This is a genomic window from Pseudomonas stagnisoli (assembly GCF_048595745.1).
In the GTDB taxonomy this organism is placed as follows: Bacteria; Pseudomonadota; Gammaproteobacteria; order Pseudomonadales; family Pseudomonadaceae; genus Aquipseudomonas; species Aquipseudomonas alcaligenes_A.
The window spans coordinates 4147286-4168903 of sequence record NZ_CP184361.1; the positions used below are offsets into that span (position 1 = coordinate 4147286).

22 protein-coding genes are annotated in these 21618 nt (G+C 65.5%); 15 read left to right on the top strand and 7 right to left on the bottom strand.

The genetic code is table 11. From position 1 onward, the window contains the following. Positions 1-82: 82 nt before the first annotated feature. From metX to ACOAPY_RS19905, 8 genes are all read left to right on the top strand, one after another. Positions 83-1222: a homoserine O-succinyltransferase MetX gene (gene metX, locus ACOAPY_RS19870; RefSeq protein ID WP_465154458.1), complete on the top strand. Its 1140-nt coding sequence runs from the start codon at positions 83-85 to the stop codon at positions 1220-1222. Position 1223: 1 nt separating this feature from the next. Continuing rightward, entirely contained in the window at positions 1224-1844 is a 621-nt protein-coding gene (gene metW / locus ACOAPY_RS19875) for a methionine biosynthesis protein MetW (protein ID WP_465154459.1), read from the top strand. 15 nt (positions 1845-1859) lie between these two features. Next, positions 1860-2279 (top strand): DUF4426 domain-containing protein, encoded by a 420-nt coding sequence (locus ACOAPY_RS19880; RefSeq protein WP_465154460.1) that lies wholly within the window; start codon positions 1860-1862, stop codon positions 2277-2279. Beyond that, positions 2276-2872, top strand: coding sequence for an RdgB/HAM1 family non-canonical purine NTP pyrophosphatase (gene rdgB, locus ACOAPY_RS19885; protein WP_465154461.1), 597 nt, complete (start codon positions 2276-2278; stop codon positions 2870-2872). The genes ACOAPY_RS19880 and rdgB overlap by 4 nt, the downstream gene beginning before the upstream one ends. After that, entirely contained in the window at positions 2869-4029 is a 1161-nt protein-coding gene (gene hemW, locus ACOAPY_RS19890; RefSeq protein ID WP_465154462.1) for a radical SAM family heme chaperone HemW, read from the top strand. The genes rdgB and hemW overlap by 4 nt, the downstream gene beginning before the upstream one ends. A gap of 82 nt (positions 4030-4111) precedes the next feature. After that, positions 4112-4435, top strand: coding sequence for a DUF3392 domain-containing protein (locus ACOAPY_RS19895; protein ID WP_021699017.1), 324 nt, complete (start codon positions 4112-4114; stop codon positions 4433-4435). 33 nt (positions 4436-4468) lie between these two features. Then, complete coding sequence (locus ACOAPY_RS19900; protein ID WP_021699018.1) at positions 4469-4723, top strand: hypothetical protein; 255 nt, start codon at positions 4469-4471, stop codon at positions 4721-4723. Positions 4724-4861: 138 nt separating this feature from the next. Then, the gene (locus tag ACOAPY_RS19905; protein WP_465154463.1) at positions 4862-5263 is read left to right on the top strand and encodes a hypothetical protein; all 402 of its coding nucleotides are present in this window, start codon (positions 4862-4864) and stop codon (positions 5261-5263) included. 62 nt (positions 5264-5325) lie between these two features. Here ACOAPY_RS19905 and ACOAPY_RS19910 read toward each other — a convergent pair whose 3' ends face one another. The 3 genes from ACOAPY_RS19910 to ACOAPY_RS19920 form a co-directional block, all read right to left on the bottom strand. After that, on the bottom strand, positions 5326-6867 hold the full coding sequence (locus tag ACOAPY_RS19910; protein ID WP_076581200.1) for a phosphoenolpyruvate carboxykinase: 1542 nt from the start codon (positions 6865-6867) through the stop codon (positions 5326-5328). A 158-nt stretch (positions 6868-7025) separates the two neighbouring features. Further along, positions 7026-7919, bottom strand: coding sequence for an Hsp33 family molecular chaperone HslO (gene hslO / locus ACOAPY_RS19915; protein WP_021699021.1), 894 nt, complete (start codon positions 7917-7919; stop codon positions 7026-7028). A 135-nt stretch (positions 7920-8054) separates the two neighbouring features. Beyond that, positions 8055-8438 carry an RNA-binding S4 domain-containing protein gene (locus ACOAPY_RS19920; protein WP_061905619.1) on the bottom strand — a complete coding sequence of 128 codons (384 nt, stop codon included), beginning with the start codon at positions 8436-8438 and terminating at the stop codon, positions 8055-8057. 99 nt (positions 8439-8537) lie between these two features. Between ACOAPY_RS19920 and rimB the strand changes: the two genes are divergently transcribed. Both rimB and rimK read left to right on the top strand, forming a co-directional pair. Then, positions 8538-9008 carry a retropepsin-like aspartic endopeptidase RimB gene (rimB, locus tag ACOAPY_RS19925; RefSeq protein ID WP_465154464.1) on the top strand — a complete coding sequence of 157 codons (471 nt, stop codon included), beginning with the start codon at positions 8538-8540 and terminating at the stop codon, positions 9006-9008. After that, the gene (gene rimK, locus ACOAPY_RS19930) at positions 9005-9910 is read left to right on the top strand and encodes a 30S ribosomal protein S6--L-glutamate ligase (protein ID WP_076581204.1); all 906 of its coding nucleotides are present in this window, start codon (positions 9005-9007) and stop codon (positions 9908-9910) included. Before rimB ends, rimK begins: the two co-directional genes overlap by 4 nt. Before the next feature lie 38 nt (positions 9911-9948). Here the strand turns inward: rimK and ACOAPY_RS19935 are convergent, their stop codons facing one another. Both ACOAPY_RS19935 and ompR read right to left on the bottom strand, forming a co-directional pair. Continuing rightward, positions 9949-11262 (bottom strand): ATP-binding protein, encoded by a 1314-nt coding sequence (locus tag ACOAPY_RS19935; protein WP_465154465.1) that lies wholly within the window; start codon positions 11260-11262, stop codon positions 9949-9951. Positions 11263-11359: 97 nt separating this feature from the next. Then, positions 11360-12094 carry an osmolarity response regulator transcription factor OmpR gene (ompR, locus tag ACOAPY_RS19940; RefSeq protein ID WP_076427357.1) on the bottom strand — a complete coding sequence of 245 codons (735 nt, stop codon included), beginning with the start codon at positions 12092-12094 and terminating at the stop codon, positions 11360-11362. Between the two features lie 172 nt (positions 12095-12266). Here ompR and ACOAPY_RS19945 point away from each other — a divergent pair, with 172 nt between their 5' ends. The 4 genes from ACOAPY_RS19945 (at position 12267) to rmf (ending at position 17070) form a co-directional block, all read left to right on the top strand. After that, a complete protein-coding gene (locus ACOAPY_RS19945) occupies positions 12267-14582 on the top strand; it encodes a Tex family protein (protein WP_465154466.1) in 2316 nt (771 codons plus the stop codon). A 3-nt stretch (positions 14583-14585) separates the two neighbouring features. Next, complete coding sequence (locus ACOAPY_RS19950) at positions 14586-14972, top strand: PaaI family thioesterase (protein WP_021699029.1); 387 nt, start codon at positions 14586-14588, stop codon at positions 14970-14972. Positions 14973-15142: 170 nt separating this feature from the next. Continuing rightward, on the top strand, positions 15143-16729 hold the full coding sequence (gene gshA, locus ACOAPY_RS19955; RefSeq protein WP_465154467.1) for a glutamate--cysteine ligase: 1587 nt from the start codon (positions 15143-15145) through the stop codon (positions 16727-16729). A 143-nt stretch (positions 16730-16872) separates the two neighbouring features. Then, a complete protein-coding gene (rmf, locus tag ACOAPY_RS19960; protein WP_076581862.1) occupies positions 16873-17070 on the top strand; it encodes a ribosome modulation factor in 198 nt (65 codons plus the stop codon). A 79-nt stretch (positions 17071-17149) separates the two neighbouring features. Here rmf and argA read toward each other — a convergent pair whose 3' ends face one another. Together argA and argE are read right to left on the bottom strand one after the other, a co-directional pair. Continuing rightward, entirely contained in the window at positions 17150-18448 is a 1299-nt protein-coding gene (gene argA / locus ACOAPY_RS19965) for an amino-acid N-acetyltransferase (protein ID WP_076427349.1), read from the bottom strand. Positions 18449-18561: 113 nt separating this feature from the next. Next, positions 18562-19701, bottom strand: coding sequence for an acetylornithine deacetylase (argE, locus tag ACOAPY_RS19970; protein ID WP_465154468.1), 1140 nt, complete (start codon positions 19699-19701; stop codon positions 18562-18564). Positions 19702-19868: 167 nt separating this feature from the next. Here argE and ACOAPY_RS19975 point away from each other — a divergent pair, with 167 nt between their 5' ends. Then, complete coding sequence (locus tag ACOAPY_RS19975; RefSeq protein ID WP_465154469.1) at positions 19869-21341, top strand: inorganic phosphate transporter; 1473 nt, start codon at positions 19869-19871, stop codon at positions 21339-21341. Positions 21342-21618: the final 277 nt, after the last annotated feature.

The window sequence follows — 21618 nt, forward strand, 5'->3', positions numbered from 1 at the left end:
CACTTGACCACGGCCCCCGCGCTTGCTGCCGGGGGCCGTGCTCTTTAGACTGCTGCACTTTCCTGGATCGAGAGCAGGGTCGATGCCGACTGTTTTCCCCGCCGACTCCGTTGGCCTGGTCACCCCCCAGACCGCCCGCTTCAGCGAACCGCTGGCGCTGGTCTGCGGCCGCAGCCTGGCCGACTACCAGCTGGTCTACGAGACCTACGGCACGCTCAATGCCACAGCCAGCAACGCCGTGCTGATCTGCCATGCACTTTCCGGTCACCACCATGCCGCCGGCTTCCACAGCGTCGACGAGCGCAAGCCCGGCTGGTGGGACAGCTGCATCGGCCCCGGCAAGCCGATCGACACCGACAAGTTCTTCGTCGTCAGCCTCAACAATCTGGGCGGCTGCAACGGCTCCACCGGCCCCTCCAGCCTCAATCCGGCGACCGGCAAACCCTTCGGGGCCGACTTCCCGGTGATGACGGTAGAAGACTGGGTGCACAGCCAGGCGCGCCTGGCCGACCTGCTGGGCATCACCCAGTGGGCCGCCGTGGTGGGCGGCAGCCTCGGTGGCATGCAAGCACTGCAGTGGACCATCAGCTACCCCGAGCGCGTGCGCCACTGCCTGTGCATCGCCTCGGCGCCCAAGCTGTCGGCACAGAACATCGCCTTCAACGAGGTGGCGCGACAGGCCATCCTCACCGACCCGGAGTTCCACGGCGGGCACTTCCAGGAACAGGGCGTGATCCCCAAGCGTGGCCTGATGCTGGCGCGCATGGTCGGCCACATCACCTACCTGTCGGACGACGCCATGGGCGAGAAATTCGGCCGCGAGCTGAAGACCGACAAGCTCAACTACGACTTCCACAGCGTCGAGTTCCAGGTCGAGAGCTACCTGCGCTATCAGGGCGAGGAGTTCTCCGGGCGCTTCGACGCCAACACCTACCTGCTGATGACCAAGGCGCTCGACTACTTCGACCCGGCCGCCGCTCACGAGGGCGACCTGGCCAGGACCCTGAGCACGGCCAAGGCCGACTTCTGCCTGATGTCCTTCACCACCGACTGGCGCTTCTCGCCGGCGCGCTCGCGGGAGATCGTCGATGCGCTATTGGCCGCCAAGAAGAACGTCTGCTACCTGGAGATCGACGCGCCGCAGGGCCACGACGCCTTCCTCATGCCGATCCCGCGCTACCTGCAGGCCTTCGGCGCCTACATGAAACGGATCGAGGTCTGATATGCGAGCGGATCTGGAAATCATCCAGGACTGGATAGCCCCGGGCAGCCGCGTGCTCGACCTCGGCTGCGGCGACGGTGCGCTGCTCGAACACCTGCGTGACCACAAGCAGGTCGGCGGCTACGGCCTGGAGATCGACGCAGAGAAGATCGCCCGCTGCATCGAGCGCGGCGTCAACGTGATCGAGCAGAACCTCGACGAGGGGCTGGGCAACTTTGCCGACAACAGCTTCGACGTGGTGGTGATGACCCAGTCGCTGCAGGCCCTGAAGTACCCGGACAAGGTGCTGGCGGAGATGCTGCGCGTCGGCAAGACCTGCATCATCACCTTCCCCAACTTCGGCCATTGGCGCTGCCGCTGGTACCTCACCACCAAGGGCCGCATGCCGGTTTCCGACTTCCTGCCCTACACCTGGTACAACACGCCGAACATCCACTTCTGCACCTTCGAGGACTTCGAGCGCCTCTGCCACGAACTCGGCGCGCGGGTCGAGGAGCGCCTGGCAGTGGACCACGAACACCGCCACAACCTGGGCAGCCGACTCTGGCCTAATCTGTTGGGTGAGATCGGCATCTATCGTGTCAGCGGGGCCGGCCTGTCCGGCCACCGCGTCGCCATCTAATCCGGAGGTTCCGCCATGCGCCGCTTCGTATCCCTGGTTTTCTGCCTGCTGCTCGCCCTGCCCGCGGTTGCCGAGCGTAAACAGACCTTCGGCGAGCTGGACGTGCACTACAGCGTGTTCAACTCCAGCTTCCTGCAGCCCGATGTGGCCGCCGCCGCCGGGTTGACCCGCAGCAAGACCGTCGGTGTGCTCAACATCGCCGCACTGAGAGACGGCAAGGGCCAGGCCGCCAAGGTCAGCGGCACCCTGAAGAACCTGCTGGGCCAGACCAGCGAGCTGAAGTTCAAACAGGTGCTGGAAAGCGGCGCCGTGTACTACCTCGCCGAGTTCCCGCTGCGCCAGCGCGAGATGCTGACCTTCAGCGTCCAGGTGCAGATCGGCGACGCAGCCCCGCACACCCTTACCTTCAACCAGGAAGTCTTCCCGGACGAATGATGCTGCTCACAGAACTCGTACTCGCCAGCCACAACGCCGGCAAGCTCAAGGAACTCCAGGCCATGCTCGGCGAGCATGTGCGCGTGCGCTCAATCGGCGAATTCTCCAGCGTCGAGCCAGAGGAAACCGGCTTGTCGTTCGTCGAGAACGCCATCCTCAAGGCACGCAATGCCGCTCGCGTCTCCGGCCTGCCGGCGCTGGCCGACGACTCCGGTCTGGCCGTGGACTTCCTCGGCGGCGCCCCCGGCATCTACTCGGCGCGCTATGCCGATGGCCAGGGTGACGCCGCCAACAACGCCAAGCTGCTGGACGCCCTGAAGGATGTCCCGGACGGCGAGCGCGGCGCCCAGTTCGTCTGCGCCCTGGCCCTGGTACGACATGCCGACGACCCACTGCCGATTCTGTGCGAAGGCCTCTGGCATGGCAGCATCCTGCACGAAGCGCGTGGCGAACAGGGCTTCGGTTACGACCCGCTGTTCTGGGTACCGGAGCGCCAGTGTTCCAGCGCCGAACTGGCCAGCGACGAGAAGAACCGCATCAGCCACCGCGCCCGCGCCATGGCCCTGCTCAAACAGCGCCTGGGCCTGCAATGAACGACACCACCGGCGGCGGCTTCGTGCTGCCGCCTCTCGCGCTATACATCCACATTCCCTGGTGCGTGCGCAAATGCCCCTACTGCGATTTCAACTCGCATGCCGCCGGGCCTAGCCTGCCGGAAGAGGAATACGTCGACGCCCTGCTGGCCGACCTCGACCAGGACCTGGGCCACGTGCACGGCCGCGAGCTGACCTCGATCTTCTTCGGCGGCGGCACCCCCAGCCTGTTCTCGGCCAAGGCACTCGGCCGGCTGCTGCAGGGCGTGCAGCAGCGCGTGCCGTTCGCCAGCGATATCGAGATCACCCTGGAAGCCAACCCGGGCACCTTCGAGCAGGCCAAGTTCCGCGACTACCGCAGCCTGGGCATCAACCGCCTGTCGATCGGCGTGCAGAGCTTCCAGGAAGCCAAGCTCAAGGCCCTGGGGCGTATCCACAATGGCGATGAGGCGATCCGCGCCGCCGATATGGCGCGCGCCGCCGGCTTCGACAACTTCAACCTCGACCTGATGCACGGCCTGCCCGAGCAGAGCATCGAGGACGCCCTGTACGACCTGCGCACCGCCATCGCCCAGGGGCCGACGCACCTGTCCTGGTACCAACTGACCATGGAGCCCAACACGGTATTCTGGAGCCAGCCGCCGCAGCTGCCCGAAGACGACCTGCTGTGGGACATCCAGGAAGCCGGCCAGGCCCTGCTGGCCACCGAAGGCTTCGCGCAGTACGAGGTCTCCGCCTATGCCCAGGCTGGCCGCCAGGCGCGGCATAACCTCAACTACTGGACCTTTGGTGACTTCCTCGGCATCGGCGCCGGCGCCCACGCCAAGCTGAGCGCCCCGGACGGGCGCATCGTCCGCACCTGGAAGACCCGCCTGCCCAAGGACTACCTCGACCCGGCCAAGGCTTTCCAGGCCGGCGAGCGCGTGCTGGATGCCGGGGAGCTGCCTTTCGAGTTCCTGATGAACGTGCTGCGCCTGAGCGACGGCGCGCCCGCCGCACTGTTCGAACAACGCACCGGCCTGCCGCTGGCCAGCCTGGAGCAGGCAAGACGCGAGGCCGAGGCGCGCCAGCTGCTGCAGGCCGACCCGCAGCGCCTGGTCGCCACCCGTGAAGGCCAGTTGTTCCTCAACGACCTGCTGCAGCACTTCCTGCCCTGAACCACAGCATGCACCAGCTCTCGGCAGCCCCGTCGACAGACGGTAAACTGCCCGCGCCCGATCATCACAACAAGGACCACCGATGGATCTCGTACTCGACCTGATCGCCACCCTCTCGCGCTGGTGCCGTGGCAACCTGTACGACATCTCCCTGGCCATCATGGCCACGCTCTTCGTCCTGTTCGGGCCCGGCATCAACGCCTGGGTGCAGAAGTCCATCAGCGGCCTCAACTTCGTCCTGCGCACCCTGATCTTCGTGCTGGTCTGCGCCATCGGCTACGGCCTCGCCATCGTCTTCCTCACGCCCTGGCTGGCCAAGGGCCTGGGCTACTTCAACAACTTCACCCTGTCGCCGGTCCTGCTACTAGTCTTCTTCCTGATCGGCGTGCTGGCCGATCGCAGCTAGCGGCGCCCAGCGGGGCGCCCGTCAAGGAGCCCCATGAAGCCACTCAAGCATCTCTATCTGTACTTCCAGGATGGCCAGCGCCTGGCCCTGCGCTTTCCCAAGCAGAGCGAGGACCCGGCCGCCGTCGCCCGTGCCCTGCGCAAACAGCTGGAATCGCCCTTCCTGAGCATCGAGGTGGATGGCGACCTGCTGATGATTCCGCGCGAAAGCATCAAGTACCTGCAGGTCTGCCCGATGCCAGCCGCCCTGCCGGAGCTGACCATCCAGGGCGCCGAGGTCATCGACTAGCGCGCCCGCCGCCAGCCAGCCGAGCGGCCCCGGGACTAAGCCACCCTAAAGCCGCTTGGCTATCGCCAATCAATCTAATGCCCGGAGCCAAACGGGGATTAAATTGAACCTAGGCAAGTGCAGGGAGAAACGTCACCTATGCAGATCAATGGCTACAGCGGCAACCTGCCTCTCTCGACTCAGGTCATCAACAAGTACGGCCCGGCCAATCCCGAACAGGTGAACAAGGCCGTGGACGCTGCTTCCGACCGAGTCGCCGAGCGCCAGGAGAGCCGCGAACTGAGCCAGGCCGCCACGCGCGGCGCCGCCACCCAGATCTACAGCGCCAACACGCAGCAAAGGCAGATCGAAACCTATCTGGCAGTCGCCAGCGAAGGCCAAGTCGATAGCCAGCCGAGCACGTTGGAGACCGCACGCAATCTGAGTGAGGCGCAACAGCGCAACGACCAGGCGCAGAACATCACAGACATCGCCAGCCGCCCCGAGCGGCCTGAGAACGATCCGGCCAGGCCGGAGCCCTACGCTGCAACCTATGCCTGAGCCGCCAGGCGGACAGGCACAAAAAAGCCGCCCTCGGGCGGCTTTTTGCTTTGACCTGCAGCTTACAGCTGCGGGCCGGCGTTGCGGATGGCGTCAGACACATCGAACTTCTTGAAGTTATCGATGAACTGCTGGGCCAAGCCCTTTGCAGCTTCGTCATAGGCGTTCTTGTCCGCCCAGGTGTTACGCGGGTTGAGCAGATTGGTCTCGACGCCCGGAACGGCCTTCGGCACGCTCAGGTTGATGATCGGCAGCTGCTCGGTCTCGGCACCAACCAGAGCGCCGCTCTGGATGGCCGCGATCACGCCACGGGTGGTCGGGATGTTGAAGCGCTTGCCGACACCGTAGCCGCCACCGGTCCAGCCGGTGTTGACCAGGTAAACCTTGGAGTTGAAGCCACGGATGCGCTTGATCAGCAGCTCGGCGTACTCACCGGCCGGACGCGGGAAGAACGGCGCACCAAAGCAGGTGGAGAAGGTCGACTTGATGCCGCCGCCCGAACCCATCTCGGTGGAACCGACCAGTGCGGTGTAGCCGGACAGGAAGTGGTAAGCCGCCTGCTCTTCGCTGAGGATCGACACCGGCGGCAGTACGCCAGTCAGGTCGCAGGTCAGGAAGATCACGGCATTCGGCTCGCCGCCCAGATTCTTCTCGGAACGCTTCTCGACCAGCTCCAGCGGGTAGGCCGCGCGGCTGTTCTGGGTCAGGCTGTCGTCGGCGTAGTCGGGTACACGGTTCTCGTCGAGGACCACGTTCTCCAGCACGGCGCCGAACTGAATGGCTTTCCAGATCACCGGCTCGTTCTTCTCGGACAGGTCGATGCACTTGGCATAGCAACCACCCTCGATGTTGAACACCACGCCCTCACCCCAGCCGTGCTCGTCGTCGCCGATCAGGTAGCGGCTCGGGTCGGCCGACAGGGTGGTCTTGCCAGTGCCGGACAGGCCAAAGAACAGGGTCACGTCGCCTTCTTCGCCGATGTTGGCGGCGCAGTGCATCGGCAGCACGTCGGCTTCCGGCAGCAGGAAGTTCTGCACGGAGAACATGGCCTTCTTCATTTCACCGGCGTAGCGCATGCCGGCCAGCAGAACTTTCTTCTGCGCGAAGTTGATGATCACGCAACCATCGGAGTTGGTGCCATCACGCTCCGGTACGCACTCGAAGTTGGCGACGTTGAGGATCTGCCACTCGGCCTTGGCGCCCGGGTTGTAGGTTTCCGGGTTGATGAACAGGCAGCGGCCGAACAGGTTCTGCCAGGCGGTCTGGGTGGTCATCTTCACCGGCAGGTAGTGCTCGGCGGCGGAGCCGACATGGACGTACGAAACGAAGTGGTCCTGAGCGGCGTTGAACGCCTCGACGCGATCCCACAGGGCATCGAACTTGTCCGCGGGGAACGGACGGTTGATGTTGCCCCAGGCGATCTTGGACTCGGTGCTCGGCTCCTGGACGATGAAGCGGTCAGCAGGAGAACGGCCGGTACGGTGGCCGGTGCGAACTACCAGAGAGCCATTGGCGGCCAGCTCGCCTTCGCCACGGCGAATGGCCTCTTCGACCAGTTGGGCAGCGCTGATGTCGGTGTAAACGGCGGTGTTGGCTTGCGTCATGAGGGTCCCCGTCGGCCGTGGCCGAGTCTTCCGAACGTTGTGTAGTGGGCTGTGAACTCCACTACATCGATAAAAAAGTCGCGGGAGTATGCCAGAAAAGCACACTCCTTGGCAGCCTCTTGTCCACTATACCCTTCAATAGAGTGCGGCTATCGCACTCAATGGCGAGTTGCCGAGGGTTCCTGGCTGTCTCCGGTGACGAACAGCTGAGCCACGTCGCTGGCATCGAAGAAGTAGCGCTGATTGCAGAACTGGCAGTCGATTTCCACCTGACCACCGCTTTCCTCCAGCAGTGCCTCGGCATCCGCCTGACCGATGCTGATCAGCGCGCGTGCCGAGCGCTCGCGCGAACAGCTGCAACGAAACTGCAGCGGGCTTGGCTCGAACAGGCGCACGGCTTCCTGGTGATAGAGGCGGTGCAGCACGGTCGGGTTGTCCAGCCCCAGCAGCTCCTCGGCGGTCAGGGTATCGGCCAGGGTCAGCAGGTGGTTCCAGCTTTCCTGACGTTCCTCGGCCTCGGTCTGGTGGTGCGGCGGCAGTTGCTGCAGCAGCAGGCCGCGCGCGCGCTGCCCGTCGGCACGCAGCCAGAAGCGGGTCGGCAGCTGTTCGGAGGTAGCGAAGTAGGCGGTCAGGCTGTCGGCCAGGCTGTCGCCTTCCAGCTCGACAATGCCCTGGTAGCGCTGGCCCTTGGCCGGATCGATGGTCAGCGCCAGCACGCCGTCCGGCATCAGGTCGCGCAGACCCGCGCCGGCGTCCACGGCCTCGGCGTCGTAGCGGGCGATGCCGCGCACTTCGCGCTCGCTGGAGCATTCGATCATCACCAGCGGCACCGGACCGGAGGAGCGCGCCTGCAGGATCAGCAGGCCCTCGAACTTCAGGGTTCCGACCAGCAGGGCAGCCGCGGCGAGCATTTCGCCGAGCAACTGGGCCACCGGCTGCGGGTAGGGATGCTTGGCCAGCACGTGCTGGTAGCTCTCGGCGAGACTGACCATCTCGCCGCGAACGTCGTTGTCGTCGAACAGAAAGCGCTGGGTATGATCGAGGTCGTGCATGGGTACCGCCTGCGAAAAAGGATGACGGGCCGCCGACGCCTCCAACGGATGCGCCGCGCTCTAAGCCCCAGGGAATGACTCGGATTTTAGGGACAAATGCCGGCACATCCAAGCCGCGCAGGATGGCCGGCGTACTCAGCCGCGCAGGCCGAGAATCTGCCGGCGCTGCTTCTTGTTCGGTCGTCCATCGGTCTGCACCCCCAGCGCGCCAGCCTTGCGCAGGGCCGCCGCTTCCTCGCGACGGGCGATGCTGTCGGCGGTTTCTTCATACAGCAGCTGCGCCTCGGGCGCGCCACGACGCACCATGGACAGTGCGCGCACGACCACGGTGCGCTCGTCGAAACCGGCACGGATGACATATTCGTCCCCCACTTTCGGCTCCTTGCCCGGCTTGCAGCGCTCGCCTCGGCAATGCACCTTGCCACCTTCTATAGCGTCCTTGGCCAGGGAGCGGGTCTTGTAGAAACGCGCTGCCCACAACCACTTGTCCAGGCGCACCTTGTCGTCTTTGTCACTCATGCTCAGGTCCACATCACTGCATCACAGGTCCGAATCTTGCCTGATGCCGTTGTCACATGGCACAGCTAAACTCCTGCCAATTTCCGGGGAAAGCCTGCATTGAAGACTTTCGACCAACTGTCGGTGATCGGTCTGCGCGAATGGATCAACCTGCCCGAACTGGGCATGGTCGGCCTGCGCGCCAAGATCGATACCGGCGCCAGCACCTCGACCCTGCATGCCAGCGACATCGTGCCGTTTGAACGCGACGGCACGCGCTGGGTGCGCTTCACCGCGCACCTCGGCACCCTGGTGCAACGCCGCCACGCCAACTGCGAAGCCCCGCTGGTCACGGTCAAGACCATCAAGAGCTCGAATGGCCAGGCACAGACCCGCTACGTGATCCGCACCCAGCTGGCCCTGGGCGATCGCCTGTGGTCGGTGGACTTCACCCTCGCCTGTCGCAAGACCATGCGCTACCGGGTGCTGCTCGGTGCCAAGGCCCTGATCGACGGCCAACTGGTGGTCAACCCGGCGCTCAGCTACGTACAAGACAAACCCCAGCTTCCTTCACCTACCGGTGCCCAATGAAGATCGCCATCCTGTCGCGCAATCCGCGCCTGTACTCGACCCGTCGCCTGGTGGAAGCCGGCCAGCAACGCGGTCACGAGATGCAGGTGATCGATACCCTGCGCGCCTACATGAACATCGCCAGTCACAAGCCACAGATCCACTACCGCGGCCATCCGCTGGAGGGCTTCGACGCCGTGATCCCGCGCATCGGCGCCTCGGTGACCTTTTATGGCTGTGCGGTATTGCGCCAGTTCGAGATGCAGGGCGTGTTCCCGCTCAACGAGTCGGTGGCCATCAGCCGCTCGCGCGACAAGCTGCGCTCGCTGCAGCTGCTGTCACGCAAGGGTATCGGCCTGCCGGTGACCGGCTTTGCCCACTCGCCGGACGACATTCCCGACCTGATCCAGATGGTCAACGGCGCGCCGCTGGTGATCAAGGTGCTGGAAGGCACTCAGGGTATCGGTGTGGTGCTGTGCGAAACGGAGAAAGCAGCAGAGTCGGTGATCGAGGCCTTCATGGGCCTGAAGCAGAACATCATGGTGCAGGAATACATCAAGGAAGCCGGCGGTGCCGACATCCGCTGCTTCGTGGTCGGCGACAAGGTGATTGCCGCGATGAAACGCCAGGCCAAGCCCGGCGAGTTCCGCTCCAACCTGCACCGCGGAGGCGTAGCCAGCCTGATCAAGATCACCCCGGAGGAACGCTCCACCGCCATTCGTGCGGCCAAAGTGATGGGCCTGTCGGTAGCCGGGGTGGACATCCTGCGCTCCCACCATGGGCCGCTGGTGATGGAGGTGAACTCCTCGCCTGGCCTGGAAGGTATCGAAACCACCACCGGCAAGGACGTCGCCAGCATCATCATCGACTACCTGGAAAAGAATGCCATGCCCGGCCAGACCCGAACCAAAGGCCGGGGCTAGAGTGACGCCGACGGACTCGGCAGTGGCGCGCGCCGCGCTCAGCTGGCGTCGCGCGGCAACAGCAAGCCCAGGGGCAGACAGATGCGCGCCTCCAGGCCCCCGCCGGAGCGGTTGCGCAGCTCCACGCTGCCGCCGTGCAGCGCGGCGATGCGCTTGACGATGGCCAGCCCAAGCCCCGTGCCCTTGCCACCACGCGCGCGGTCACCGCGAATGAAGGGGTTGAAGATCTCGCCCATTTCCGCTGGCGCAATGCCCGGCCCGCGGTCCAGCACGCTGAGGACGACATAGGGGGCACTCTCATCGCCCGCCAGACTGGTCACCACCTCGACATTCTGCCCGCCGTAACGCAGCGCATTGTCCAGCAGGTTGACCAGCAGACGCTTCAGCGAGACGCGCCGCAACGGAAATGCGGGCACCCGCTCCAGACACAGGCGAACTCGGTCTTCCTTCTGGTTGTAGGGAGCCACCGTCTCGCGCACCAACTCGTCGAGCAGCAGCGGCTCGGGTTTCTCGTCACGACCGTCGCGAATGAAGGCCAGGAACTGGTCGAGAATGGCGTCCATGTGCTCGATGTCGCGGATCATGTCCTCGCTCATCTCGGCATCGCCCCCCAGCATCTCCAGCGACAGGCGCAGGCGTGTCAGCGGCGTGCGCAAGTCATGCGAGACGCCGGCCAGCATCAGCTCGCGCTCACGCGCGCCCTGCTCGATGTCCTCGGCCATCTGGTTGAAGGCCCGATACACCTCGGCCATCTCGCTGGGCGTATCACTGACCGGCAGGCGCACGCTGCGCCCCTGGCCGAATTGGCGCGCGGCGAACACCAGGCGCTTGAGCGGGGCGCTGAGCTGGCGCACGAAGATCCAGGCGGCGGCGGTGGACAGCAGGCCGATGCCGAGGAACCAGCCGAGCACGCTCCAGATCTTCTGCCCGCGCAGCGGGTGCGGGTAGAGCGGCACCTTGAGCCAGTCCGGCCCCAGGCTGGGCGCCCTGACCCAGAGCGCGGGCGGGCTTTGCACCCGCACCCGCACCTCGGTGTCCGGGCCCAGCTCGGCCTGCATCTGACGCAGGAATATCTCCGAGTAGGGCCAGTGCTGCTCGGTAGCAGGCACGTTCTCGTGCGGCACCTGGCTGAGGGTGGCGGCCTGCGCGATATGCGGCCGGTCCTCCGGCTCCGCGGCCCAGTAGGCGCGCAGGGTCAACGCCGCGCCATGGCTGTACTGGCGGTCAACCAGCATGTCTTCGTTCATCATCAGGTAAACCAGGGTCAGCGCCTTGGAAAACAGCACGACGATGAGCACCAGCCACAGGGTGCGGGCGAAGAAGCTTTGCGGGAACCAGACGGGGGTTTTCATGCTTGGCTCGGGGCAGGGTGGAAAACAGCCTCAGGCTTTAACCACCTGACGGGCACAACGGTGGACAAGCCGCCAGCGGCGTTATCCACCCTACTTGTCAGGATTTGCTGCCATCCGGCACGAACACGTAACCCACACCCCAAACGGTCTGGATATAGCGCGGCTTGGACGGGTCCGGCTCGATCAGCCGGCGCAGGCGGGAAATCTGCACGTCGATGGAGCGCTCCAGGGCATCCCACTCGCGACCGCGCGCCAGGTTCATCAGCTTGTCGCGGGTCAGCGGCTCACGGGCATGCTGCACCAGGGCCTTGAGCACAGCGAATTCACCAGTGGTGAGCATGTGCACTTCGTCGCCCTTCTTCAGCTCGCGGGTGGCCAGCGACAGCTCGTACTCGCCGAAGCTCACCGTTTCATCCTCGCTGGCTGGCGCACCCGGCACCACCGGCGCCTGGCGGCGCAGCACGGCTTTGATCCGTGCCAGCAGCTCGCGAGGGTTGAACGGCTTGGCCAGGTAGTCGTCGGCGCCGCCTTCCAGGCCCTGGATGCGGCTGGCCTCGTCGCCCTTGGCGGTGAGCATGATGATCGGCATCTGGTTGTTCGCCTCGCGCAGACGACGGCAGGCGGACAGGCCGTCCTCGCCCGGCAGCATGAGGTCGAGCACCAGCAGCTGGAACAGCTCACGGGCCAGCAGGCGATCCATCTGCTCGACGTTCTCCACCGCGCGCACGCGGTAGCCCTGCTCGCTGAGGAAGCGCTCCAGCAGACGGCGCAGGCCTGGATCATCGTCGACTATCAGGATTTTTTCGCCTTCCGGCGCGGCAGCGGTACTCATGCAATTTCCCCTTTGACTGTGGCCGCATTATGGCCGAAGGCCGCCCAGGCCCGGCTGCGGCCATTGTTAGCAGATTTTTCCCACGAACGGTTCCCATGCCCTTCCGGGGCGGTGTTTATAATGCGGCGCTTTCGCGTCGGCCTCGGCGTGGTAATTCTGTCAGGTAGGTTTCATGGATAGCATCAACAAGCGTATCGCCGCCGAGCTCGGCGTCCTCCCGCAACAGGTGGCCGCCGCCGTGGCGCTGCTCGATGAAGGCTCCACCGTGCCCTTTATCGCCCGTTACCGGAAGGAAGTCACCGGCAGCCTGGACGACACCCAGTTGCGCCACCTGGAAGAGCGCCTGCGTTACCTGCGTGAACTGGACGAGCGCCGTGCCGCCATCCTCGCCAGCATCGAGGAACAGGGCAAGCTGACCCCCGAACTGACCCGCGAAATCAACGAGGCCGACACCAAGACGCGTCTCGAAGACTTGTATCTGCCGTACAAGCAGAAACGCCGCACCAAGGGCCAGATCGCCCTGGAAGCCGGCCTCGGCGAGCTGGCCGACGGCCTGTTCAATGACCCGAGCCTCAACCCGGAAGCCGAGGCTGCGCGTTTCGTCGATGCCGACAAGGGCTTCGCCGATGTGAAGGCCGTGCTGGAAGGCGCCAAGTACATCCTGATGGAGCGCTTCGCCGAGGACGCCAGCCTGCTCGACAAGCTGCGCTCCTTCCTGAAGCACGAAGCCACTCTCAGCGCCCGCGTGGTCGCCGGCAAGGAAGCCGAAGGCGCCAAGTTCAGTGATTACTTCGAGCACGACGAGCCGCTGAAGAACGTACCGTCGCACCGCGCCCTGGCGATCTTCCGCGGGCGCAACGAAGGCATCCTCGGCGCCAGCCTCAAGGTCGGCGACGAAGCCCCCGGCACGATGCACCCGTGCGAACTGATGATCGCCGAGCGCTTCGGCATCGAACAGCGCGGCCGCGCCGCCGACAAGTGGCTGGGCGAGGTGGTGCGCTGGACCTGGAAGGTCAAGCTCTACACCCACCTGGAAACCGACCTGCTCGGCGAGCTGCGCGAGAAGGCCGAGGACGAGGCGATCACCGTGTTCGCCCGCAACCTGCACGACCTGCTGCTGGCCGCCCCGGCCGGCCCGCGCGCCACCCTGGCGCTGGACCCGGGCCTGCGCACCGGCTGCAAGGTGGCGGTGGTCGACGCCACCGGCAAGGTGCTGGAAACCACCACCGTCTACCCGCACGCACCGCGCAACGACTGGGACGGCACCCTGGCCATCCTCGCCAAGCTGTGCGCCAAGCATGCGGTGGACCTGATCTCGATCGGCAACGGCACCGCCAGCCGCGAGACCGACAAGCTGGCCGCCGACCTGATCAAGAAGCTGCCGGCGCTCAAGCTGACCAAGGTGATGGTCTCCGAGGCCGGCGCCTCGGTTTACTCCGCCTCCGAGCTGGCCGCGCGCGAGTTCCCCGACATGGACGTGTCGCTGCGTGGCGCCGTCTCCATCGCCCGCCGCCTGCAGGACCCGCTGGCCGAGCTGGTGAAGATCGACCCGAAATCCATCGGCGTCGGCCAGTACCAGCACGACGTGTCGCAGCTGAAGTTGGCGCGCTCGCTGGATGCGGTGGTCGAGGACTGCGTGAACGCCGTCGGCGTGGACGTCAACACCGCCTCCGCCGCCCTGCTGGCGCGCATCTCCGGCCTCAACAGCACCCTGGCGCAGAACATCGTGCAGTTCCGCGATGCCAACGGCGCGTTCAAGAGCCGCAACGAGCTGAAGAAGGTGCCGCGCCTGGGCGACAAGACCTTCGAGCAGGCCGCCGGCTTCCTCCGCGTAATGAACGGCGACAACCCGCTGGACGCCTCCGCCGTGCACCCGGAAACCTATCCGCTGGTGCAACGCATCGCCGCCGACACCGGCCGCGACATCCGCTCGCTGATCGGTGACTCCAGCTTCCTGCGCAGCCTCGATCCCAAGCGCTTCACCGACGAGAGCTTCGGTCTGCCGACCGTCACCGACATCCTCAAGGAACTGGACAAGCCGGGGCGAGACCCGCGTCCGGAGTTCAAGACCGCCGAGTTCCAGGACGGCGTCGAGAGCCTCAAGGACCTGCAGCCGGGCATGATCCTCGAAGGCGTGGTGACCAACGTCACCAACTTCGGCGCCTTCGTCGACATCGGCGTGCACCAGGACGGCCTGGTACACATCTCGGCACTGTCGGAAAAGTTCGTCAAAGACCCCTATGAGGTGGTCAAGGCGGGCGATATCGTCAAAGTGAAAGTCATGGAAGTGGACATCCCGCGCAACCGTGTCGGCCTGTCCATGCGCATGAGCGATACCCCGGGGCAGAAGACCGAGGGCCCGCGTGGTGGCCAGAACCGCGGCGGCAACTCGCCGCGCAGCGAGCGCCACTCCAGCCAGGACAAGCCGGCCCCAGCCAACGCGGCCATGGCCTCGTTGTTCGCCAACGCCAAGCAGCTGAGGAAGTAACCCATGAGTGACGCATCGCCCGTCGGCAAAGACAGCAACTTCAGCCGCCTGCTCGGCATCCGCATCCTGCGCGCCGAGAACGGCGAGGCCGAGCTGCGCATGGCCATGCAGGAGCAGATGCTCAACCTGCACGGGCGCATGCACGGCGGCGCGCTCTACTCACTGATCGACACCGCCCTCGGCCAGGCCAGCCACAGCCTGTTCGGCGGCGAGGCCGGCAGCATGACCCTGGAGTGCAAGGTCAACTACATCCGCGGCGTCGAGGCCGGCGAAGTGGTCTGCCACGCCCGCGTGCTCAATGCCGGACGCAAGGTGCATGTACTGGAAGCGCGGGTGGAACAGGGCGACAAGCTGATCGCCACCGCCCAGGCCACCTTTATCTGTAAGTGATCCGACTCCCCTCTCCCTCCGGGAGAGGGGAGTCGCAGGCATTGCGCCGATCCCGGCTATCAGCGCATCCTCCCCTTCCGGTCAGGCGACAGCGCCGGTCCGCATCCGACTTGCAGTGTGGCGGCTCCACCCCCATATAGGGGCGACCGTCGAGTGAAGGAACAAGAATCTTGAGCGATCTCCTCAACCGCCGCCTGGCTCTGCTCGGCGAGGCCGACCACCTGTCCCTGCTGACCCGCTGCCTGCACGGCATCGAGCGCGAGACCCTGCGCGTCACCGCCAACGGTGAGCTGGCGCAGACGCCGCATCCGGTCGCGCTGGGCTCGGCGCTGACCCATGCACAGATCACCACCGACTATTCCGAGGCCCTGCTGGAGTTCATCACCCCGGCCGAGCCCGACCCGGCCGACACCCTGGCCGACCTCGAACGTATCCACCGTTTCGCCGCCAGCCGCCTGGACGGCGAGTACCTGTGGAGCCCGTCGATGCCCGGCCGGCTGCCGGAGGAAGCGGACATCCCGATCGCCCGCTATGGCAGCTCCAATATCGGCCGCCTCAAATACGTCTACCGTCAGGGCCTGGCCCTGCGCTACGGCAAGACCATGCAGTGCATCGCCGGCATCCACTACAACTTCAGCCTGGCCGAGGGCATCTGGCCGTTGCTGCAGCAGCTCGACGGCGACACGCAGAGTGCGCGCGACTACCAGTCCGCCGCTTACATCGCGCTGATCCGCAATTTCCGCCGCTACAGCTGGCTGCTGATGTACCTGTTCGGCGCCTCGCCGGCGCTGGACGCCAGCTTCCTGCGCGGTCGCCCGCACCAGCTGCAGCAGCTGGATGCCGACACCCTCTATCTGCCGTACGCCACCAGCCTGCGCATGAGCGACCTGGGCTACCAGAGCAGCGCCCAGTCGGGCCTGACGCCCTGCTACAACGACCTCGCCAGCTACACCGAGAGCCTGCGCAGCGCCGTGGCGACGCCCTACCCGGCCTATGCCGAGATCGGCACCAAGGATGCCAACGGCGAGTGGCTGCAGCTCAACACCAACATCATCCAGATCGAGAACGAGTACTACTCGAGCATCCGCCCCAAGCGCGTCACCTACTCCGGCGAGCGTCCGATCCAGGCCCTGATGAGCCGCGGCGTGCAGTACGTAGAAGTGCGTTGCCTGGACATCAACCCCTACCTGCCGCTGGGTATCGACCTCGACCAGGCGCGCTTCCTCGACGCCTTCATCCTGTTCTGCGCCCTGCAGGACAGCCCGCTGCTCGCCAGCGGCGTATGCCGCGCCAGCACCGAGAACTTCCTCAAGACGGTCAAGGAGGGACGCCGCCCGGGCCTGCACCTGCAACGCGACGGTGAGCAGATCGAACTGCAGGCCTGGGCCGGCGAGCTGCTCGACGCCTTCGCGCCCATCGCCGCGCTGCTCGACCGCGCCTACGGTGGCGACGCCTACCGCAATGCCGTGCAGCTGCAGCGGCGCAAGGTCGAGGACGCCAGCCTGACGCCGTCGGCCCAGGTGCTGACCGAACTGCAGGCGCGTGGCGAACGTTTCCGCGACTTCGCCCTGCGCCAGAGCAAGGCGCATGCCGCCACCTTCCGCAGCCAGCCGCTGACGGCGAGCGAAGAAGCCGCCTTCGAACGCATGGCGCGCCAGTCACTGGCCGAGCAGGCCGAACTGGAAGCGGCGCCAACCGGCGATTTCGACACCTTCGTCGCCGCCTACCAGGCCAGCATCCTCGGCATTGGCGTTTGAAATCAGGCACCTGGGTGACGGACTGACGCAGCCAGCGGTAGTCCGTCACAAATCCGCCACGTCGACCGTTCGGTTCTGACCAGCGGCACGCCGCGGCCTCCGAGTCAGGCTAGCCTGTGGGGAAACCCGCATTGGCCACTGCCATGACGCCCGCTGAAGACAACCACGACTGGAGCCTGGAAAGCCTCAACAAGGCCTACCAGCAAGGCTACATGGCCGGACTCACCGGCCAGCCGCAACAGGCCCAACCGCACCCCGTGGAAGTGCTGGCCGCCGCCTGGGAAGCCGGCTGGGACGATGGCAACGAACAGTACGCCCTGCATCAGCGACGCAGCGCCTGAGCCGAATCACCTGAAAAAAGGGCCGCACTCGCGGCCCTTTTTCTTGCCTGACGCCCTACGCCCCATGCGCAACAGGTGTTCAGAGCGCCTTTTCGAAGATCTTCGAGTTGCGCTGATAGTTGTACAGCGAGGCGCGCGCCGCCGGCAGGCGCTCCACCGCGCTGGGCTCGAAGCCACGCTCCTGGAACCAGTGCGCGGTACGGGTGGTGAGTACGTAGAGCGTCTTCAGCCCGAGTGCGCGGGCGCGTTCCTCGATGCGCTCCAGCAGCTCGTCACCGCGCCCACCGTGGCGATACTCCGGGTTGACCGCCAGGCAGGCCAGCTCGCCGGCATCCGAGTCGGCGATCGGGTAGAGCGCGGCACAGGCGATGATCAGACCATCGCGCTCGACGATGCTGAACTGGCCGATCTCGCGCTCCAGCACCTCGCGCGAGCGGCGTACCAGGATGCCCTGGTCCTCCAGCGGGGTGATCAGCTCGATCAGGCCGCCGACGTCCTCGATGGTCGCCTCGCGCAGCGATTCGAACTGCTCCTGGTCGACCAGGGTTCCGCCGCCGTCGCGGGTGAACAGCTCGGTGAGCAGCGAGCCGTCTTCCATGTAGCTGACGATATGACTGCGCTTGACCCCGCCGCGGCAGGCCTGGGCGGCGGCGTCGAGCAGCTCGGCCTGGTAGCAGCTGCCGAGGCGCGCCAGGTGCGCCGGCACCTGCTGCGGACGCAGCTCGCGCACCAGCTTGCCGGCCTCGTCGATCAGACCCCGCTCGGCGGAGTACAGCAGCAGCTTGTCGGCCTGCAGGTCAATGGCGGCACGGGTGGCGACGTCCTCGCAGGCCAGGTTGAAGATTTCCCCGGTGGGCGAATAGCCAAGCGCAGAGAGCAGCACGATGCTGCGCTCGTCGAGCAGGCGACTGATGCCCTTGCGGTCGACCCGGCGCACTTCGCCGGTGTGGTGATAGTCGATGCCATCGACCACGCCAATCGGCCGCGCGGTGACGAAGTTGCCGCCAGACACGCGCAGGCGCGAGCCCTGCATCGGCGAGGCAGCCATATCCATCGACAGGCGTGCCTCGATGGCGATGCGCAGGCGCCCGACAGCGTCGATGACGCAGTCCAGGGTCGGCCCATCGGTGATGCGCAGGTCGCGGTGGTAACGCGGCGTCAGACCGCGCTCGACCAGGCGCGCCTCGATCTGCGGGCGCGAGCCGTGTACCAGCACCAGGCGCACGCCCAGGCTGTGCAGTAGCACCAGGTCGTGAACGATGTTGCCGAAATTCGGATGCTCCACACCCTCGCCCGGCAGCATGACCACGAAGGTGCAGTCGCGGTGGGCGTTGATATAGGGCGAAGCGTGGCGGAGCCAGTTGACGTAGTCGTGCATGTAAAGCCTGTGAGCAAGGACGGACGAACGAGGTTGTGCCTGCCCCGGTGCGGAGCAGCAAAGGTCGGTCTAGCGTCGTCGCAACATCGGCACGCCTCGCAGGGGTGAACGGGTCATAGGCAATAGTGCTGGATCAGCTGGCGCAGCAGCGCCACGGTCGGTTCGATGCGCGCCAGTTCGAGAAACTCCCCCGGCTGATGAGCACAGGCGATATCGCCTGGGCCGAGCACGATGGTCTCGCAGCCAAGTTGCTGAAGATACGGCGCTTCGGTGCCGAATGCCACCGCCTGCGCGGCATGCCCGGTGAGCTTTTCCGCAACGCGCACCAGTTCGCTGTCGGCGCTCTGCTCGAAGGGCGGCACGTTGGCGAACAACGGTGCATAGTCGATCTGCACCCGATGCCTTTCGGCCAGCGGTTGCAGCTTGCCACGGATGGCCGCACGCAGCTGCTCAGGGTCCATGCCGGGCAGCGGGCGCAGGTCGAACTCCAGGGCACACTGGCCGCAGATGCGGTTGGGGTTGTCGCCACCGTGGATGCAACCGAAGTTCAGCGTCGGCTGCGGTACGCCGAACTGCGGATTGTTGAACTCGCGCTGCCACTGTGCGCGCAGCTGGCGCAACTCGCCCATGACGTCCTGCATGGCCTCCAGGGCGCTGTGACCGAGGCTCGGGTCGGACGAATGACCGCTCTGGCCGAGGATGTCGATGCGCTCCATCATCACGCCCTTGTGCAGACGGATCGGCTTCAGGCCGGTCGGTTCGCCGATCACCGCCGCACGCCCCAGCGGGCGTCCGGCAGCGGCCAGGGCACGGGCGCCGGCCATCGAGCTTTCCTCGTCACAGGTGGCCAGCACCAGCAGTGGCTGCCGGAACGGCTGGTCGAGCAGACCGCGTACCGCCTCGATCACCAGCGGGAAGAAACCCTTCATGTCGCACACGCCGAGACCCACCCAGCGATCCCCCTGCTCGGTCAACCTGAGCGGGTCGCTGTGCCACAGCGCGGCATCGAAAGGCACCGTATCGCTGTGGCCGGCCAGCACCAGGCCGCCGGGACCGCTGCCGAGCGTGGCCAGCAGGTTGGCCTTGCCCGGCGCCACCTCCTGAATCTCGAAGGCGAAGCCGAGTTCAGCCAGCCAGCCGGCCAGCAGCTCGATGACAGTACGATTGGATTGATCCCAGTGCGGCTGGGTACAGCTCACCGAAGGGGCGGCGATCAGCGCGGCAAACTGGTCCTTCAGGGAGGGAAGCGACATGGGGATTCTCCGTGGTCTGGGCCCATGATAGAGAGGCCGGAGCCCGCTGCCTATGCGGCACCGAAACGACCTTTCGTCCGACCCCACGCACTCGAAATCGAGGCCACGCGCAGAAATCTCCTCCATCTGGCATACTTCGCGCCCCTTTTTTCGGTCACAAAAACGTCATGTTCGAGATATTCAGCGGGCTCGATGCCTGGGTCGCCATCAGCCTGGTCCTGGCCCTCGCCTTTGTCCTGACCTTCGAATTCATCAACGGTTTCCATGACACCGCCAACGCGGTGGCCACGGTCATCTACACCAAGGCGATGCCGCCGCACCTCGCAGTAGTCGCCTCGGGCATCTTCAACTTCCTCGGCGTGGTGCTCGGTGGTATCGGCGTGGCCTACGCCATCGTCCACCTGCTGCCGGTGGAGCTGCTGATCAACGTCAACACGGCCCACGGTCTGGTGATGGTGTTCTCCCTGCTGACCGCAGCCATCGCCTGGAACCTGGGTACCTGGTACTTCGGCATCCCGGCCTCCAGCTCGCACACCCTGATCGGCTCGATCCTGGGTGTCGGCCTGGCCAACGCCCTGCTCACCCAGGTGTCGCTGGCCGAGGGAGTGAACTGGCAGAAAGCGATCGATATTGGTCTTTCTCTGCTGCTGTCGCCGCTGGCTGGCTTCGCCGTGGCCGCGCTGATCCTGATCGCCCTGCGTCGCGCCTTCGCCGGTTCGAAGATGCACGAGACTCCGGAAAGTCGCATGGAGGTCAAGGGCAAGAAGAAGCCACCGTTCTGGAACCGCCTGGTACTGATCGTTTCGGCCATGGGTGTCAGCTTCGTGCACGGCTCCAACGACGGCCAGAAGGGTATCGGCCTGATCATGCTGGTACTGATCGGCATCGTCCCCGCCAAGTTCGTCCTGGATCTCAACAGCACCACCTACCAGATCGAGCGTACCCGCGACGCGGCCCAGCATCTGCAACAGTTCTACGAGCGCAACCATGACTCGCTGAGCGAGTACCTGGCTCTCGGCAAGAACGGCACCACCGAAATGCCGAAGAAGTTCCGTTGCGACGCCAAGCTGACCGAACCGACCATCGCCGCCCTGCTGCAGAGCCTCGAGGGCATCACCAACTACAACCAGATGGACCAGGAAAAACGCACCCAGGTGCGTCGTTACCTGCTGTGCCTGGACGATACCGCGAAGAAAGTCGGCAAACTCGACGGCCTGGCCAAGCGCGAAAAGGCGGACCTGGAGAAGCTACGTAAGGATCTCACCGCCACCACCGAGTACGCGCCCCTCTGGGTGATCTTCGCCGTGGCCCTGGCGCTGGGTATCGGCACCATGATCGGCTGGAAGCGCGTAGTACTCACCGTCGGCGAGAAGATCGGCAAGCAGGGCATGACCTACGCCCAGGGCATGAGTGCACAGATCACCGCATCGATCGCCATCGGCCTAGCCAACGTCTACAGCCTGCCCGTCTCCACGACCCACGTGCTGTCCTCGGGCGTCGCCGGCACCATGGTCGCCAACAAGAGCGGCCTGCAATTCGGTACGGTGCGTAACATTCTGATGGCGTGGGTGCTGACATTGCCGGCTACCATTCTGCTGTCCGCGAGTCTGTTCTGGCTCGGCGTGAAGCTGTTCGTCTGACGTACCCGTCCATCGCCCGCAAGGCCGCCCGAGGGCGGCCTTGTCGTTACACCGCCTGGGCTGCGGGCCACTGCAGGCAATCAACAGAATCGCCCTGCCCTGAATTACGATGCGCACAGACAGCCCGGTGGACGCAGCACATGGCAGTCGAGCAGTTCAAGCGCTACTGGCCCCAGGACACGCGGGCGGTTCTCACGCGTACACTACCCGGCAGCACTCGGGTCATAACCATCGTCAGTACTCGCGCGACCGTTCACTGCTCTGGCTGTACCTCATC